Origin of the sequence: Ornithinimicrobium sp. (assembly GCF_051004135.1) — a bacterium.
Lineage (GTDB): Bacteria > Actinomycetota > Actinomycetes > Actinomycetales > Dermatophilaceae > Ornithinicoccus.
Window position 1 is genome coordinate 1 of record NZ_JBPCKQ010000168.1, and the last position, 14,626, is coordinate 14,626.

At 70.7% G+C, this 14,626-nt stretch carries 17 protein-coding genes and 1 pseudogene; 11 read left to right on the plus strand and 7 right to left on the minus strand.

Annotation, left to right across the window (positions count from 1 at the left end; translation table 11 throughout):
• Positions 1–200 precede the first annotated feature (200 nt).
• The gene (gene dxs, locus ACR2FV_RS11355; RefSeq protein WP_434015808.1) at positions 201–2,081 is read left to right on the plus strand and encodes a 1-deoxy-D-xylulose-5-phosphate synthase; all 1,881 of its coding nucleotides are present in this window, start codon (positions 201–203) and stop codon (positions 2,079–2,081) included.
• Positions 2,082–2,105: 24 nt separating this feature from the next.
• Here the strand turns inward: dxs and ACR2FV_RS11360 are convergent, their stop codons facing one another.
• From ACR2FV_RS11360 to ACR2FV_RS11370, 3 genes and pseudogenes are all read right to left on the minus strand, one after another.
• Entirely contained in the window at positions 2,106–2,555 is a 450-nt protein-coding gene (locus tag ACR2FV_RS11360) for a transketolase C-terminal domain-containing protein (protein ID WP_434015809.1), read from the minus strand.
• Positions 2,447–2,887, minus strand: a complete 441-nt coding sequence (locus tag ACR2FV_RS11365; RefSeq protein WP_434015810.1) for a hypothetical protein — start codon at positions 2,885–2,887, stop codon at positions 2,447–2,449. Before ACR2FV_RS11365 ends, ACR2FV_RS11360 begins: the two co-directional genes overlap by 109 nt.
• Positions 2,887–3,489, minus strand: a pseudogene (locus ACR2FV_RS11370) (thiamine pyrophosphate-dependent enzyme). The gene ACR2FV_RS11365 and the pseudogene ACR2FV_RS11370 overlap by 1 nt, the downstream one beginning before the upstream one ends.
• A gap of 44 nt (positions 3,490–3,533) precedes the next feature.
• Between ACR2FV_RS11370 and soxR the strand changes: the two are divergent.
• From soxR to ACR2FV_RS11385, 3 genes are all read left to right on the plus strand, one after another.
• Entirely contained in the window at positions 3,534–3,971 is a 438-nt protein-coding gene (gene soxR, locus ACR2FV_RS11375) for a redox-sensitive transcriptional activator SoxR (RefSeq protein WP_434015845.1), read from the plus strand.
• Positions 3,972–4,079: 108 nt separating this feature from the next.
• A complete protein-coding gene (locus ACR2FV_RS11380) occupies positions 4,080–4,334 on the plus strand; it encodes a type II toxin-antitoxin system Phd/YefM family antitoxin (RefSeq protein WP_434015811.1) in 255 nt (84 codons plus the stop codon).
• A complete protein-coding gene (locus tag ACR2FV_RS11385) occupies positions 4,325–4,726 on the plus strand; it encodes a type II toxin-antitoxin system VapC family toxin (protein ID WP_434015812.1) in 402 nt (133 codons plus the stop codon). The genes ACR2FV_RS11380 and ACR2FV_RS11385 overlap by 10 nt, the downstream gene beginning before the upstream one ends.
• Positions 4,727–4,758: 32 nt before the next feature.
• On the opposite strand, the gene ACR2FV_RS11390 is transcribed toward ACR2FV_RS11385, so the two are convergent.
• Positions 4,759–5,622 carry a serine protein kinase RIO gene (locus tag ACR2FV_RS11390; protein ID WP_434015813.1) on the minus strand — a complete coding sequence of 288 codons (864 nt, stop codon included), beginning with the start codon at positions 5,620–5,622 and terminating at the stop codon, positions 4,759–4,761.
• Positions 5,623–5,857: 235 nt separating this feature from the next.
• Positions 5,858–6,169 carry a hypothetical protein gene (locus ACR2FV_RS11395; RefSeq protein WP_434015814.1) on the minus strand — a complete coding sequence of 104 codons (312 nt, stop codon included), beginning with the start codon at positions 6,167–6,169 and terminating at the stop codon, positions 5,858–5,860.
• A 422-nt stretch (positions 6,170–6,591) separates the two neighbouring features.
• On the opposite strand from ACR2FV_RS11395, the gene ACR2FV_RS11400 reads away from it, so the two are divergent.
• Both ACR2FV_RS11400 and ACR2FV_RS11405 read left to right on the plus strand, forming a co-directional pair.
• A complete protein-coding gene (locus ACR2FV_RS11400; RefSeq protein WP_434015815.1) occupies positions 6,592–7,050 on the plus strand; it encodes a DUF2231 domain-containing protein in 459 nt (152 codons plus the stop codon).
• Between the two features lie 44 nt (positions 7,051–7,094).
• Positions 7,095–7,874 (plus strand): inositol monophosphatase family protein, encoded by a 780-nt coding sequence (locus ACR2FV_RS11405; RefSeq protein WP_434015816.1) that lies wholly within the window; start codon positions 7,095–7,097, stop codon positions 7,872–7,874.
• A gap of 114 nt (positions 7,875–7,988) precedes the next feature.
• Here the strand turns inward: ACR2FV_RS11405 and ACR2FV_RS11410 are convergent, their stop codons facing one another.
• The gene (locus ACR2FV_RS11410; RefSeq protein ID WP_434015817.1) at positions 7,989–8,345 is read right to left on the minus strand and encodes a DUF2304 domain-containing protein; all 357 of its coding nucleotides are present in this window, start codon (positions 8,343–8,345) and stop codon (positions 7,989–7,991) included.
• 25 nt (positions 8,346–8,370) lie between these two features.
• Positions 8,371–9,054 carry a glycosyltransferase family 2 protein gene (locus ACR2FV_RS11415; RefSeq protein WP_434015818.1) on the minus strand — a complete coding sequence of 228 codons (684 nt, stop codon included), beginning with the start codon at positions 9,052–9,054 and terminating at the stop codon, positions 8,371–8,373.
• A 46-nt stretch (positions 9,055–9,100) separates the two neighbouring features.
• Here ACR2FV_RS11415 and ACR2FV_RS11420 point away from each other — a divergent pair, with 46 nt between their 5' ends.
• From ACR2FV_RS11420 to fdhA, 5 genes are all read left to right on the plus strand, one after another.
• Positions 9,101–9,703 (plus strand): acyltransferase, encoded by a 603-nt coding sequence (locus ACR2FV_RS11420; protein WP_434015819.1) that lies wholly within the window; start codon positions 9,101–9,103, stop codon positions 9,701–9,703.
• The gene (locus ACR2FV_RS11425) at positions 9,696–10,811 is read left to right on the plus strand and encodes a DegT/DnrJ/EryC1/StrS family aminotransferase (RefSeq protein WP_434015820.1); all 1,116 of its coding nucleotides are present in this window, start codon (positions 9,696–9,698) and stop codon (positions 10,809–10,811) included. Before ACR2FV_RS11420 ends, ACR2FV_RS11425 begins: the two co-directional genes overlap by 8 nt.
• On the plus strand, positions 10,808–11,848 hold the full coding sequence (locus ACR2FV_RS11430) for a Gfo/Idh/MocA family protein (RefSeq protein ID WP_434015821.1): 1,041 nt from the start codon (positions 10,808–10,810) through the stop codon (positions 11,846–11,848). Before ACR2FV_RS11425 ends, ACR2FV_RS11430 begins: the two co-directional genes overlap by 4 nt.
• Before the next feature lie 19 nt (positions 11,849–11,867).
• Positions 11,868–13,088, plus strand: coding sequence for a glycosyltransferase (locus tag ACR2FV_RS11435; RefSeq protein WP_434015822.1), 1,221 nt, complete (start codon positions 11,868–11,870; stop codon positions 13,086–13,088).
• 144 nt (positions 13,089–13,232) lie between these two features.
• Positions 13,233–14,447: a formaldehyde dehydrogenase, glutathione-independent gene (fdhA, locus tag ACR2FV_RS11440; RefSeq protein WP_434015823.1), complete on the plus strand. Its 1,215-nt coding sequence runs from the start codon at positions 13,233–13,235 to the stop codon at positions 14,445–14,447.
• Positions 14,448–14,626 lie beyond the last annotated feature (179 nt).

Consider the following 14,626-nt stretch of genomic DNA (forward strand, 5'->3'; position numbering starts at 1 on the left):
AGACGGTGGAGGAGATCCGCCTCGTCACGGAGCTCATGGTGGTGGCTGCGATGGCCTCGGGTGAGCTCGACCAGGACGTCATCGACGAAGCACTCGGAGTGGACCCGGTCCCGGGTTCCTTCCCGACCCAGCGCGCCGGCTGAGCCGACCCTCCCGCTGTCTAGACTGGCGCCGGTACGCCGACGCGAGGAGAACATCTGATGGGAGTGCTGGACCGGATCACCGGCCCACGTGACCTGCGCGACCTCAGCGGCCCCGAGCTCGACGAGCTGGCCACCGAGATTCGTGACTTCTTGGTCCGCAAAGTCTCCCGCACCGGAGGCCACCTCGGCCCCAACCTCGGGGTCGTCGAGCTGACCCTGGCGCTGCACCGCACCTTCGACTCCCCGACGGACCGGATCGTGTTCGACACCGGCCACCAGGCCTACGTCCACAAGATCCTCACCGGCCGGGCCGCCGGCTTCGACCTGCTCCGGCAGGAGGGCGGCCTGTCCGGCTACCCCAGCCGGGCCGAGTCCGAGCACGACGTGGTGGAGAACTCGCATGCGTCCACGTCGTTGTCCTGGGCGATCGGCATCGCCGCCGGCCGCCAGCTGCGAGGGGAGGCCCACCGGCATACGGTCGCGGTCATCGGTGACGGCGCGCTGACTGGCGGGATGGCCTGGGAGGCGCTCAACAACATCGCCGCCAACCCCGACCTGCCGCTGGTCGTGGTGATCAACGACAACGAGCGCTCGTATGCCGCGACCACCGGGGGGATGGCCGACTACCTGGCCTCGCTGCGGGCCACCCGCGGCTACGAGAGTGTGCTCGACTGGGGCAAGCGCAGCCTCAACCGCACCCCCATCGTCGGCAAGCGGATGTATGCCACGGCGCACGGGCTCAAGAAGGGCATCAAGGACATCGTCAGTCCGCAGGGAATGTTCGAGGACCTGGGGCTGAAGTACCTCGGACCGATCGACGGGCACGACCTGGACACCCTGGAGACCGCTCTACGGCGGGCCCGCGACTTCCGCGGTGTGGTCCTGGTGCACGTGCTCACCGAGAAGGGGCACGGCTACGACCCGGCCACGGCCGACGAGATCGACCGGTTCCACGCTGTCAAGGCGATCAACCCCGAGACCGGGCTGCCGCTGGAGGTTGCGTCGCGGGAATGGACCGACGAGTTCAGTGACGAGCTGGTGGCCCTGGGTGCGCAGCGCAAGGACATCGTGGCGATCACCGCCTCGATGCTGATCCCGGTCGGCCTGCTGCCCTTCGCCGATCGCTACCCGGCCCGGGTCTTCGACGTCGGCATCGCCGAGCAGCACGCCGTCACCATGGCCTCCGGGCTGTCCTTCGCCGGGATGCACCCGGTCGTCGCGGTCTACGCGACGTTCCTCAACAGGGCCTTCGACCAGATGCTGATGGACTGTGCCCTGCACCGGCAGGGCGTCACGTTCGTGCTGGACCGGGCCGGCGTCACCGGCAGCGACGGCGCCAGCCACAACGGCATGTGGGATATGAGTGTCGTCGGCATCGTCCCCGGCGTGCGGCTGGCCGCGCCCCGGGACGGTGCGCAGGTGCGGCGCGCCCTGCGCGAGGCCGTCGACATCGACGACGGGCCGAGCGTCCTGCGCTTCCCCAAGGGCAGCGTCGCCGAGCCGCTCGAGGCGGTCGGAACCGACGGCGATCTCGACGTGCTGCGCGAGTGCGACGGCGACCCCGAGGTGCTGCTGGTGGGAGTCGGCTCGATGGCCGGACTCGCACTGCAGGTCGCCGACAAGCTGAGCGCCGGGGGGCACCAGGTCCGCGTCGTGGACCCCCGGTGGGTGCTGCCGGTCAGTGACTCGCTGCTGCACGCGGCCGGGCGTGCCCAGGCCGTCGCGGTCATTGAGGACAACATCCTCGAAGGGGGCATCGGCAGCAGGGTGACCCAGGCTTTGAGCCGTAAGGGCGGGGCCGGACCGGGCGTGCCGGTCTGGTGCTACGGCATACCCCAGCAGTTCCTGGACCACGCCTCGCGCGCTCAGATCCTGGAGCAGGTCGGGTTGACCCCCGACCAGGTGGCCACCTCGCTGGCCGACCGGCTGCGGGGCTGATCGCGGCGTAACCGCGCGCTGCGCTCAACGGTGGCCGGCGAACCGGTCGATGGCCTCCCGCAGACCGGCGGGATCCAGCCCGTGCGCCCGGATATGGTCGCGAGCCGAACCGTAGCGGCGGAGCTCGGGTGAGCGCCGGACCCCCAGGCTGAGCAGACGGTGCTGTCGATCGGCCAAGGCAGCGCTCACGGCGTGCGCCGACGTACCCTCCAGCCACGGCTCGACCAGGACGACCTCACCGCCACGGGGCACGACCGCCTGCAGGGTTGCCGAGTCGAAGGGCCGCACCGTATGCGCATAGAGCACCGTCGCATCGGATCCTGCGGTTGCCGCGGGCACGTCGTCCAGCACCGGTCCCAGGGCAATCACCGTCGTCTCCGCTCCGCGGCGTATGACGTGCAGCCCGGGACCGGGGTGGGACTTGGTGTTGGTCTGCTCCACGACGCGGACGTAGTGCAGGCCGGTGTCGGCCACCGCCTGCCGCAGCACCGTCTGGACCTCGACCACCGTCGAGGGGGCATGGAGGCGAAGTCGAGCTTGATCTGCTCGAAGGCCCGCTCCACGAGGAACGTCGCGAAGGTGTGCACGATGGGGCGCAGGCCGCTCAGGGCGAGCCCCGCACCGACGCTGACGAGCAGCTGCTCCCGGATGCCGACGTTGAGCACCCGGTCGGGGTGTCGTCGTCGGGCCTGCTCGAGATACTGACCGGAGATCTCGGCATACGCCACCGCCACGTCTGCGCGATGATCGAGCAGGTCAACCGCCGTCGTGGCAAAGGCCTGACGTGGACTCACCGACGCCGTCATCACTTCTCCTCGACCTGGGCCAGCACCACGTTGGGCCGCCCCGGCCGCAGGCTCAGGGCGGATTCGAGGGCGCCGTTGTCGATCACGGCGACCGTGAGCGCGTCCAGCGAGAACGCGGCGGCGGCCTCGATGGCCTCCTGGTTGCTGCCCTCGTCCAGCTCGGCGTCCCCGACCACCACGACCACCCGGGCGCCGATGCCCTGAGCCCGCAGGCCCAGCGCGCTGCCCACCGCCAGCGGCAGGCCGTGACCGAGGGAGCCGGTGCCGATCTCCACGCCGGGCACCAGGGTCCGGTCCGGTTGGTGGCCCAGCGGTGAGCCCCCCCTGGGCCCAGTCCGCCAACCAGGCGTGCGGGAAGAACCCCGGGCAGCAAGGACGGCCTAGTAGGCCATCGGGCCATGCCCTTTGGACAGGTAGAACCGGTCACGGTCCGGCGCCTGGATCGTCTCGGGCGTGACCCGCAACACCTGCTCGTAGAGCACCCGGAGCACGTCGAGGGTGGAGGTGGCCGCCGGGGTGTGCTTTTCGTCGCCGGTCATCAGGCTCATCAGTCGGGCGATGTCGTCGGGCCGGTGCGGGGTCGTTGTCGTCATGCTCTGCATCCAACAACTTGAAGTTGACTTTAAGACAAGACATGCGGGCCGGTATGCCGGACGCCCACCTGAGCATCGGCGATGTCGCGGCCCGCGCCGGGGTCGCCACCTCGGCCGTTCGCTACTACGAGTCTCGTGGGCTCCTGCGCGCCCAGCGTTCCAGCGGCAACCAGCGCCGCTACCCGCGATCCGTCCTGCGTCGGGTGGCCTTCATCCGCGCGGCCCAGGCGGTCGGGCTGTCGCTGGAGGAGATCGGTGCCGCGATGGACACCCTCCCGCTGGGGCGCACGCCCACCAAGGCCGACTGGCACCGGCTGTCGCGGGGCTGGCGCAGCCGACTGGATCACCAGATCTCTCGCCTGGAGCGGTTGCGCGACGATCTTGACGGCTGCATCGGCTGCGGCTGTCTGAGCCTGCGCTCCTGCGCGCTCTACAACCCGCACGACACCTTGTCGGCTCAGGGCCCGGGGGCGGTCCGGCTGGAGCCGTGATCCCTCAGTCGATGGTGACCCACAGAACGATGTCCACTGGCAGGAGCCGTGCGAGCACCTCCGGATACGTGTGTAGCACTGCGTAGTATGAATTGCTACGCTGGGATTATGACCAGAACCATCCCGCAGCGTGAGCTTCGCAACGACAACGCGAAGGTGATCGAGGCAGTCAGGGCGGGGGAGACGTTCGTGGTGACCCGCAACGGTGAGCCTGTCGCCGAGCTGAGGCCGCTGCGTCCGGGACGGCCTACCTTCGTCCCGCGCGCTGAGATCGAGGCGCTGGCCAGGGGAGGAGTGCGCATCGACCATGAGCGGTTCCGAGCCGACACCGAGCACGTGATCGATCAGGCCCTGTGGCCGTGACGTCCGGGCTGTTGGACACCTCGGTCGTCGTCGACTGGCACGACCCCGCCGTCGTGGCCGAGCTTCCGCAGGAGCTTGTCATCTCGGCGATCACCGTTGCCGAGCTGGCGGCCGGGCCTCACCTGGCCTCGACCCCCGATGAGGCCGCGAAGCGCCAGGCCCGGTTGCAGGAGGTGGAGGCGCGGTTCGAGCCGTTGCCCTTCGACGGCACGGCAGGACGCAGCTACGGCCTCATGGCCGCCGGGGTGGTCGCGGCTGGACGCCGGCCGCGCGGCCGACTGGCTGATCTGCTGATCGCCGCCACCGCTCACGCCCACGGTCTGGATCTCTACACTCGCAACGGCGATGACTTCCGCGCGCTGGAGCACCTCGTGCGCGTCATCAGCCTCTGATCGGCGGAGGTGCCCGGCGATCTCGGCCCACGTCACAGACTCCCGTGCACCTGCGTGAGCAGCGCGCCTCCGTCGACGTCCAGACCGCGTGCTGTGAACCAGGCGCAGATGTTGACGCAGTCGCGGCGCAGGAACTCCCTGCCCTGAGGGTTGCCGACGATGTCGACGACCTGCGGCATGTCGATGATGACCACGTCGGCGCCATCGACCAGCACGTTGTATGCGGACAGGTCGCCGTGCGCGGCCCCGTGCGAGGCGAGCAGGTGGATCGCGCGCACCAGCTGCTCGTAGTAGCCGGCCAGCAGTACTGGGTCGGGTCGGGTCTGCGCGAGCCGCGGGGCCGCGACACCGTCGGCGTCGCCGATGAACTCCATCAGGATCTCGGTGCCGTCGAGCTGCACCGGGTAGGGGACCGGCAACCCAGCCGCCCAGTACCGGTTGAGGGCGTCCCACTCGGCATACGCCCACTGACCGGCGGCGACCTGCCGGCCGTAGCTGGAGCGGCCCTCCAGCGCCCGGCTGTCGCGGGACTTCTTGGTGCGTCGGCCCTCGGTGTAGGCCGAGGCCCGGTGGAAGCTGCGGTGCTCCTCGCCGCGATAGCGCTTGGCCGCCATCAAGGACTCCTGGCCTGTGCCGTCGGTGGCGGCGCGCCGCACCAGGTGGACGTCGGCCTCCTTGCCGGTCTTGAGGACGCCGAGCTCGGTGTCGATCGCGCCGGCGTCGGTCACCACCCAGTCGGGCAGTGGCTGGGGGCCGCGGCAGCCGCGTCGGACGTCCCAGTAGGTGGTGGTGTGCTGGGCGGTCGCGCCCTCCGACTCCGCGGAGGGCAGGTCGAGCGGCTGGTAGTCGAAGACGAAGGAGGGGTCGAGGTCATCCCTCGAAGGTTGTGTGGACACGGCAGGTGCTCCTGGGTGAGAGAGGAAGGGTCCGGGACATCCCGAAGGCAGTCGTGACCATCTCGATCTCCTCTCCTCGCCGGCTCCGTGGAGCCGCGCTCAGCGACGGTATGCCGTCTCGCGCTTCCACATTGCCTTGTTCACCCGGTGTCGTGCCACCGGTTTTCGCGACGCCGACCCGAGCCGGCCAGGACAATCAGGGCCAGGGTCAGCACGAGGGCGAACAGCACGGTGCTCACGCGCAGGCCCAGCGGCTCGTCCGCCGTGGCGGCGAAGATGAGGTCGATGGCACCGGAGGAGCACCAGCAGCGGGCCGCTGGTCCACCCGAGGAACTGGGCGCCACAGCGGCTGGGCCACGACAAAGGCAAGGAAGGCACCGACCGAGGCGGCCGAGAGCAGCACCGGGTAGGCGCCGGCCGCGTCCAGGTCGACCATCGCCCGTGGCAGCACCACCGCCGAGATGTAGACGGTCATCGCCGCCCCCACCTCCAGCAGCAGGACCCCCACGGCGAGCGGACCGTGCGCCGAGGGCGTCGACGTCGGCACCCTCGAAGTCCGTCCAGCCGCCGCGCTCCGAGCGCAGCCGGGGGCGCAGCCCGAGCCGGGTCAGCGTGGCCTCTGCGGTCTCGACCTCGGGGGTCATCCAGAGCAGGAGCACCGAGACATCTTCGCCAGGGCGCTGTCGCCCCGCGTCCGGACAGGGGTGGCTGAGGTGCCACGTCGTGCCGTCGGCGAGTCTGAGCACGGGTGGTACCCCATCACCACGGACACCGGTGAGCACGCGGCTCGCTCGCCCCACGTCGTCGACGCGCAGCTCCCGCTCCAGCACCCGCTGCACCAGCGCCGAGAGCGTGCTAGCAATGGAGCTGTTCGCCCAGGCGCCGAGGAGGGAGGTTGTCTGCGCAATCCATCGGCGGGGGATGGACGTATGACCTGCGCACTCTCTACTCTTTCGTCCAGGAGGACCCATGCTGCCGGATGTTCCGCTGCACCCGCTGCTGGTCCACGCGGCCGTCGTGCTCATCCCGGTCGCGGCGCTCGCCGTGGTGCTGTGGGTCGTGCTCCCGCGGTTCCGTGCCTGGCTCGACTGGGGTCTGCCCGTGATCGGCGTTGCCAGTGGACTGATCGCCTGGTTCACCGTGCAGTTCGGACGCGAGCTCGCGGAGGGAGTCACCCAGACTCCCATCCTCGACGAGCACTTTCTGTGGGGGGCACGGGTTCAGTGGCTCGGTCCACTGCTCGGCCTGGCGGCGGTGCTGCTCTGGCTGGTGTCCAGTCCCCGGACTCGGTGGAGCAAGCGGACAGGCGTGTTGGGGGCCGCGTGGCTGCGGATCGGCATCATGGTGCTCTCGGTGGTGCTGGCCGCGGCGACGGTGCTGGCCGTCATCCTGGCGGGCGACAGCGGCGCCACGTCCGTCTGGGGTTGAGCCCGCGTTCGCCCCCTGCTGCGGCAGGGTGCAGGCTGGGCACCGTGGACACCGCCGCTGTGCTCGACCTGCTCCGTGACGTCGCCCAACGCGTGATCAACCCACGCTTCCGTGACCTGTCCGACGAGCAGGTGATGGAGAAGAACCCCGGCGACCTGGTCACCGTGGCCGACCACGAGGCCGAGACCCTGATCACCGAGGCCCTGTCCACGGCATACCCCGACGCGGTGATCCTCGGCGAGGAGGCACAGGCCGCCGACCCGGCACTGCTGGAGCGCTACGACGCAGCCGAGCACGCCTTCACCGTCGACCCCGTCGACGGCACCAAGAACTTCGTGCACGGCTCCCGCGACCACGCCGTGATGGTCGCCGAGGTCCGCGACGGACGCACCGTGCGCGGCTGGATCTGGCAGCCGCAGCACCAGGCGGGGTATGTCGCCGAGCTGGGGCAGGGGGTGCGGCGCGACGGGGTGCTGCTGCAGCGGGCGGCCCCGCCCCGCGACCCCGGCGAACTGGACGTGCGCACCTCGCACCGGCCGTTCGTCGGCGCCGAACCAGGCCCGCTACGCCCCTTGGAGCTCACCTGGGTGTGCTGCGGAGTGGACTATCCCCATCTGCTGCAGGGCGACGCCGACGCCACGATCTACACCCGGACCAAGCCGTGGGACCACGCCCCCGGGGCGCTGATGGTGACGGAGGCCGGCGGGTTCGTCGGGACCTTCGACGGCACGCCCTACGTCCCGCAGGGATCGAGCCGCGGCATCGTGGTGGCCGCCGACCGGCCGACGTATGACGTGGTGCAACGCGCCGTCGCCGAGCTCTGACCTTCGAGTTCTGACCTCTGAACGTATTGCGCGGCACTGTGTTCATTGCGCCGTGTCCGGACACGGCGCAATGGACGCTATCCCGCGCAATGTGAACGAGGGATGGGGCGGTGACTACCTACCGTGCTGGTCCCGGTGCACGGCCTCCCGCACTGCCAGCTCCCGGGCGAGCGTGGTGACCTGCTGCTCCATCTGGCGCAGCCGCCGATAGCTGGCCGCGACATAGCCCAGGAATGTCACGGTCAGGCCGTAGAGCAGTAGGTCGGCGCCGCGGCCGACGCCGACCGCCTGAGCGACCTGGGTCAGGAAGGGCGGGAACAGCACCGCCACGGCGGCCAGCACGACGAAGCCGATCAGGAACAGGCGCCGGACCGCCTGGTGCCGGGCGCCCGCGGTCGAGCGGGTCAGCATGGCGGTGAGCACGACGATGGCGGCGAGCAGGATGACCTTGATCAGCGGCTGGTCCAGCATCGGCGCACCTGCCTCCCTGCGGGCCTCACTTCAGGATCGAGTCGACCAGGATGTTGACCGCGTTGATCAACGACTGGCCCTTGGCCCGAGAGTAGTCGGTGTAGAGCACGTGGACGGGGTGCTCTGCCCACGGCAACCGGGTGCGGCCGAGCTGCAGCACGATCTCGGTGGCGTGCGCCATCCGGTTCTGCCGCAGGTCCAGCCGTTGCGCCGCGTCCCGTCGGATCACCCGCAGCCCGTTGTGGGCATCGGACAGCCGCATCCCGGTCTGCTGGTTGGTGATCCACACGGCGGTCTTGAGCACCACCTTCTTGAGCACGCCGGGGCGGGTGCGCTCGTCCAGGAACCGCGAGCCGAACACGATGGCCAGGTCGTCCCGCCGAGCCCGCTGCAGCATCTCGACGGCGTCGACGACCTGGTGCTGACCGTCGGCGTCGAAGGTGATCAGGTATGCCGCATCGGTGGCCTCGAGCACGTAGCGGATCCCGGTCTGCAGCGAGGCGCCCTGGCCCAGGTTGAACGGGTGCCGCAGCACGACCGCCCCGGACTGCTCGGCGATCTGTGCGCTGGCATCGGCGGAGGCATCGTCCACGCAGACGACGTGGGCGAAGCGCTCCAGCAGCTGCTCCAGCACTCCGCCGATCACCGCCGCCTCCTCGAACAGCGGGATCACCACCCAGCCCTCGTCGGCCCGGGGCGATACAGTCATGCGAGCATTCTGGCGCACGAGAGCATCCCGACACCGAAGGAGAGCAGTGGCGACGCGCATCGCGGACAGTGCCGACGTGGCCGCCGACGCCGTGATCGGGGAGGGCAGCTCGATCTGGCACCTCGCGCAGGTGCGCGAGGGTGCGGTGCTCGGCGCGGACTGCGTGATCGGGCGGGGGGCCTACATCGGACCCGACGTGCGGCTCGGCGACGCCTGCAAGGTGCAGAACTACGCCTTGGTCTACGAGCCGGCGCGGCTGGCCGACGGGGTGTTCATCGGTCCCGCTGCGGTGCTGACCAACGACATGCACCCCCGCGCGATCAACCCCGACGGGTCGCTGAAGAGCGTGCAGGACTGGGAGCCGGTCGGGGTGAGCATCGGCTACGGTGCCTCGATCGGCGCGCGCGCCGTCTGCGTGGCTCCGCTGCAGATCGGCGCCTGGGCCACGGTCGCGGCGGGGGCCGTGGTGACCCGCGACGTGCCCGACCACGCGCTGATGGTCGGGGTGCCGGCGCGGCAGCGGGGCTGGGTGGGCCAGGCGGGGGCCCCGCTGCAGCAGGACGGCGACGGGCGGTGGACCTGCCCGGTGAGCGGCACGACATACCTCTCGCACGGCGACACGATCCGGGAGGTGGCCCCCAATGAGTGAGCGGGCGATGATCCCGGCGGCCAAGCCGCTGATCGGCAGTGCGGAGCAGGAGGCCGTGCTGCAGGTGATGGCCTCGGGGATGATCGCGCAGGGACCGGAGGTCGCGGCGTTCGAGACCGAGTTCGCGCAACTCCTGGTCGGCGGCCGGGAGTGCGTGGCGGTCAACTCCGGCACGTCGGGGCTGCACCTGGGCCTGATCGCCGCGGGCATCGGGGCAGGGGATGAGGTGATCGTGCCCTCGTTCACTTTCGCGGCCACCGCCAACTCCGTAGCGCTGACCGGCGCGACCCCGGTCTTCGCCGACATCAGCGCCGACACCTTCACCCTCGACCCGGCTTCGGTGGGCGAGGCGGTCACCGAGCGCACGGCGGCGATCATGCCGGTGCACCTCTACGGCCATCCCGCCGACATCGACGGGCTCCAGGAGGTGGCCGACCGGGCGGGGCTGCAGGTCTTCGAGGACGCCGCGCAGGCACACGGCGCCAGCTGGGCGGGCCGGCCGGTCGGGTCCTTCGGCACGTTCGGGATGTTCAGCCTCTACCCGACCAAGAACATGACCTCCGGCGAGGGGGGCATGGTCTCCTGCGCCGACGCCGAGATCGCCCGGGGGATGCGGCTGCTGCGCAACCAGGGCATGGAGCGGCAGTACGCCAACGAGATCGTGGGGCTCAACAACCGGATGACCGACATCCATGCGGCCATCGGCCGGGTGCAGCTGGGCAGGATCCTGGCCTGGACCGCGACGCGGCAGGCCAATGCGGCATACCTGGACGAGCACCTGGAGGGTGTGGTGACCCCGCCGGTGCGCGAAGGCGCCACGCACGTCTACCACCAGTACACGATCCGGGTCGCCGGGGCGAGCGCCGCCGAGCGCGACCGGGTGATGCAGGCGCTGCGCGAGGAGCACCAGGTCGGCTGCGGGGTCTACTACCCGATCCCCAACCACGAGCTGGTCTCCCTGGCCCGCTTCGCGCCGGCCCACGAGCTGCCCGAGACGGCCCGGGCCGCGGCCGAGGTCATCTCGCTGCCGGTGCACCCGTCGCTGACCCGGGAGGATCTGGCGCGGGTGGTCGAGGCGGTCAACACCGTCATGGGAGCTGGGTCATGAAGTCGGTGACGGTCGACGGGCCGGTGGCGGTGGTGCCGACGGACCGACCCGTGCGGATGGGGCTGATCGGGCTGGGCTCGATGGGCCGGCACCACGCGCGGGTGATCCGCGAGGTGGAGGGTATGCAGCTGGTCGCCGTCGCCGACCCGTTCGGCGACAAGCACGGGGTCGCCGCCGAGCTGGCGGTGCTGCCCGACGTGCAGAGTCTCATCGACACCGGCATCGACGCTGCCATGGTCGCCGTCCCGACCTACCTGCACGAGGACGTGGCCTTGGCCCTCGCCGACGCCGGGGTGCACACCATGGTGGAGAAGCCCATCGCCGCGACCGCGGAGTCCGGGCGCCGGGTCGCCGCGGCCTTCGCCCAGGCGGGACTGGTCGGCTGCGTCGGCTACGTCGAGCGGTGCAACCCGGCGCTGCTGGAGATGCGCCGCCGGATCGAGGCCGGCGAGCTCGGCGAGGTCTATCAGATCGCCACCTCGCGGCAGGGTCCGTTCCCCGCCCGGATCGCCGACGTGGGCGTGGTCAAGGACCTGGCCACCCACGACATCGACCTGGCCGCGTGGATCGCGCAGAGCCCGTATGCCGTGGTGTCCGGCCAGGTGACGCACCGCTCCGGCCGAGAGCACGAGGACATGGTGGTGGCCTCGGGTCGGCTGGCCAACGGCATCGTGGTCAGCCACATCGTCAACTGGCTCTCCCCGCGCAAGGTGCGTGAGACGGTCGCGACGGGGGAGAAGGGCTCCTTCGTCGCGGACACGCTGACCGGCGACCTGACCTTCGTGGCCAACGGCGACGTGACCTCGCAGTGGGACCGGGTCGCGGTCTTCCGCGGGGTCTCCGAGGGCGATGCGATCCGCTACGCCATCGCCAAGCGCGAGCCGCTGCGGGTGGAGCAGGAGAACTTCCGCGACGTGCTGCGCGGCAAGCCCGAGGCGGCCTCGCTGGTCGTCTCCATGGAGGAGGGCGTGCACACCCTGACCGTCGTCGAGGCAGTGCTGGAGTCCGCCGCGACCGACCGCACCGTCGCGGTGTGACCCGGGAGGGGAAGCGATCATGACACCTCGCTCCGGTGCCAAGGCACGGGTGGTCTTGGCCACCCGAATCTTCACCCCCGACCGGGCGGCTGCCGCATACCGGCTGCAGGCCCTGGTCGACGCGCTGGGCGAGCGGGCGGCGCAGGTCACCGTGCTCACCTCGCGCAGTCGGACCGACACCGTCGTGTTCGGCCCGGGGGGACCCACCATGCACCGATGGCCGGTGCTGCGGGACCGGGACGGCTATGTGCGCGGCTACCTGCCCTACCTCAGCTTCGACCTGCCGCTGGTGCTGCGGCTGCTGGCCACGCGCGTCCCGGACGTCGTGGTCGTGGAGCCGCCGCCCACCACCGGGGCGGTCGTGCGCCTGGTGACCACACTCCGCTCCGCGCTCACCGGGGAGCTAATGCCCTACGTCTACTACGCCGCCGACGTGTGGTCCGACGCCGCGGAGTCCACGGGTGCCCCGGCTCCCGTCGTTGCTGCCCTGCGGGCGGTGGAGGGGTGGGCGCTGCAGGGCGCCGCCGACGTCATCGCCGTGACCGACGGTGTCGCCGACCGGGTGCGGGCGCTGGGCGCCGCCCGAGTGCACGTCGTCCCCAACGGCATCGACACGACGATCTTCGAGCCGCACGACAGCCACCCCGACCACACCCGGACCTCACCCGAGGCCCGCGGCATACCGCAGACCCCGTTCCTGCTGTATGCGGGCACGGCCTCGGAGTGGCAGGGTGCCGAGGTCTTCGCCGAGGCGATGGCCACGGTGCTGGAGCAGCTGCCGGACGCCCGGCTGGTCTTCCTGGGGCAGGGCAGCTCCTGGCCCGTCCTGCAGCGGATCGCGGGCCAGCTCCCGGAGGGGGCGATCGAGCTGCGGCCGCTGGCGCCGCCGGTGGCAGCGGCGGCCTGGCTGCGCGGCGCCGCGGCGGGGTTGGTCAGCGTCCGGCCGGGGATCGGCTACGACTTCGCCTACCCGACCAAGGTGCTCGCGGCCCTTGGTTGCGGCACGCCCGTGGTCTATGCCGGTCCCGGTCCTGCGGTGGCCGACCTCACCGAGCACGGGCTGGGGGAGGCGGTGCCGCACGACGTCGACGCGGCGGCCGCCGCGATGATCCGCGCGCTGCGGGCCGAGCCCGACGAGGAGGCCGCTGAGCGTCGCGTTGCCTGGGTGCAGCAGCACCGCTCGCTGCGAGCCACGGGAACCGCAGCGGCCGAGGTGGTCCTGCGCGCCAGGCGGCGCTGAGGCGCACACGTCACCCTTGGCGCGATGCTGCATACCCCCGGCGACGCCGCTCGGAGGTCCAGGAGTAGCGTCGGAAGCCCGAACAGGCTGCAGCGTCGTTGTCTCCCCCCGGGCCGGTGTGGGCAGCCGGATTGTGAGTCGCACATGCCGTCCAACAGGGCCGTTGCCTACATGGGAACCGGCAAGACCGAGGTGCAGGACATCGACTACCCGAGCTTCCAGCTGCAGGACGGGCCGGGTGTCAACCCGGACAACGTCGGTCGCTCGCTGCCGCACGCCGCGATCCTCAAGGTGGTCACCACCAACATCTGCGGGTCCGACCAGCACATGGTCCGCGGCCGAACCACTGCCCCTGAAGGTCTGGTTCTCGGCCACGAGATCACCGGCGAGGTCGTCGAGGCCGGCCCGGGTGTGGAGTTCATCAAGGAGGGCGACCTGTGCTCGGTGCCCTTCAACATCGCCTGCGGCCGGTGCCGCAACTGCAAGGAGGGGCTGACCGGCATCTGCCTCAACGTCAACCCTGACCGGCCCGGCAGCGCCTACGGGTATGTCGACATGGGCGGCTGGGTCGGCGGTCAGGCCGAGTACGTCCTGGTGCCCTACGCCGACTGGAACTTGCTGCGCTTCCCCGACAAGGCCCAGGCGATGGAGAAGATCCTGGACCTGACCATGCTCTCCGACATCTTCCCCACGGGCTTCCACGGTGCCGTCACCTCCGGGGTCGGCGTCGGCTCCACGGTGTATGTCGCCGGTGCCGGCCCCGTGGGCCTGGCGGCGGCGGCCTCGGCCCAGCTGCTCGGTGCGGCCGTTGTCGTGGTCGGTGACCTCAACGAGGATCGGCTGGCCCAGGCCCGCAGCTTCGGCTGCGAGACCGTCGACGTGTCCAAGGGCGACGTCGGCGACCAGCTCGAGCAGCTCCTCGGGGTGCCCGAGGTCGACTGCGGGGTTGACGCGGTCGGCTTCGAGGCGCGCGGCCACGGTGAGCACTCGTCGCAGGAGGCTCCTGCGACGGTGCTCAACTCGCTGATGACCATCACCCGCGCCGGCGGTGGCCTCGGCATCCCGGGGCTCTATGTCACAGGCGACCCGGGAGCGGCCGACGACGCGGCCAAGGAGGGCTCGCTGTCGCTGCGGCTCGGGCTCGGCTGGGCGAAGTCGCACTCGTTCATGACCGGTCAGTGCCCGGTGATGAAGTACCATCGCGGGCTGATGATGGCGATCCTGCACGACCGCGTGGACATCGCCAAGGCCGTCAACGCCACCACGGTGACGCTGGACGAGGCGCCGCAGGCCTACGCCGACTTCGACTCCGGCGTGGCCAAGAAGTACGTCATCGACCCGCACGGCATGGTCGCCTGACCCACTGCTGATCCTGCCCGCCCGGTCGACGCTGAGTCGACCCGGGCGGGCAGTGTCATGTCTGCCCGCACGGACACCGACCTCGGTCGTGCACGGAGGGTCGAAGGCTTATGGAACCACATGGTTGATTACTGAGCGCCACAGCGCTACTGTGTTGTCAACCGTTTGGTTGAGGAGCA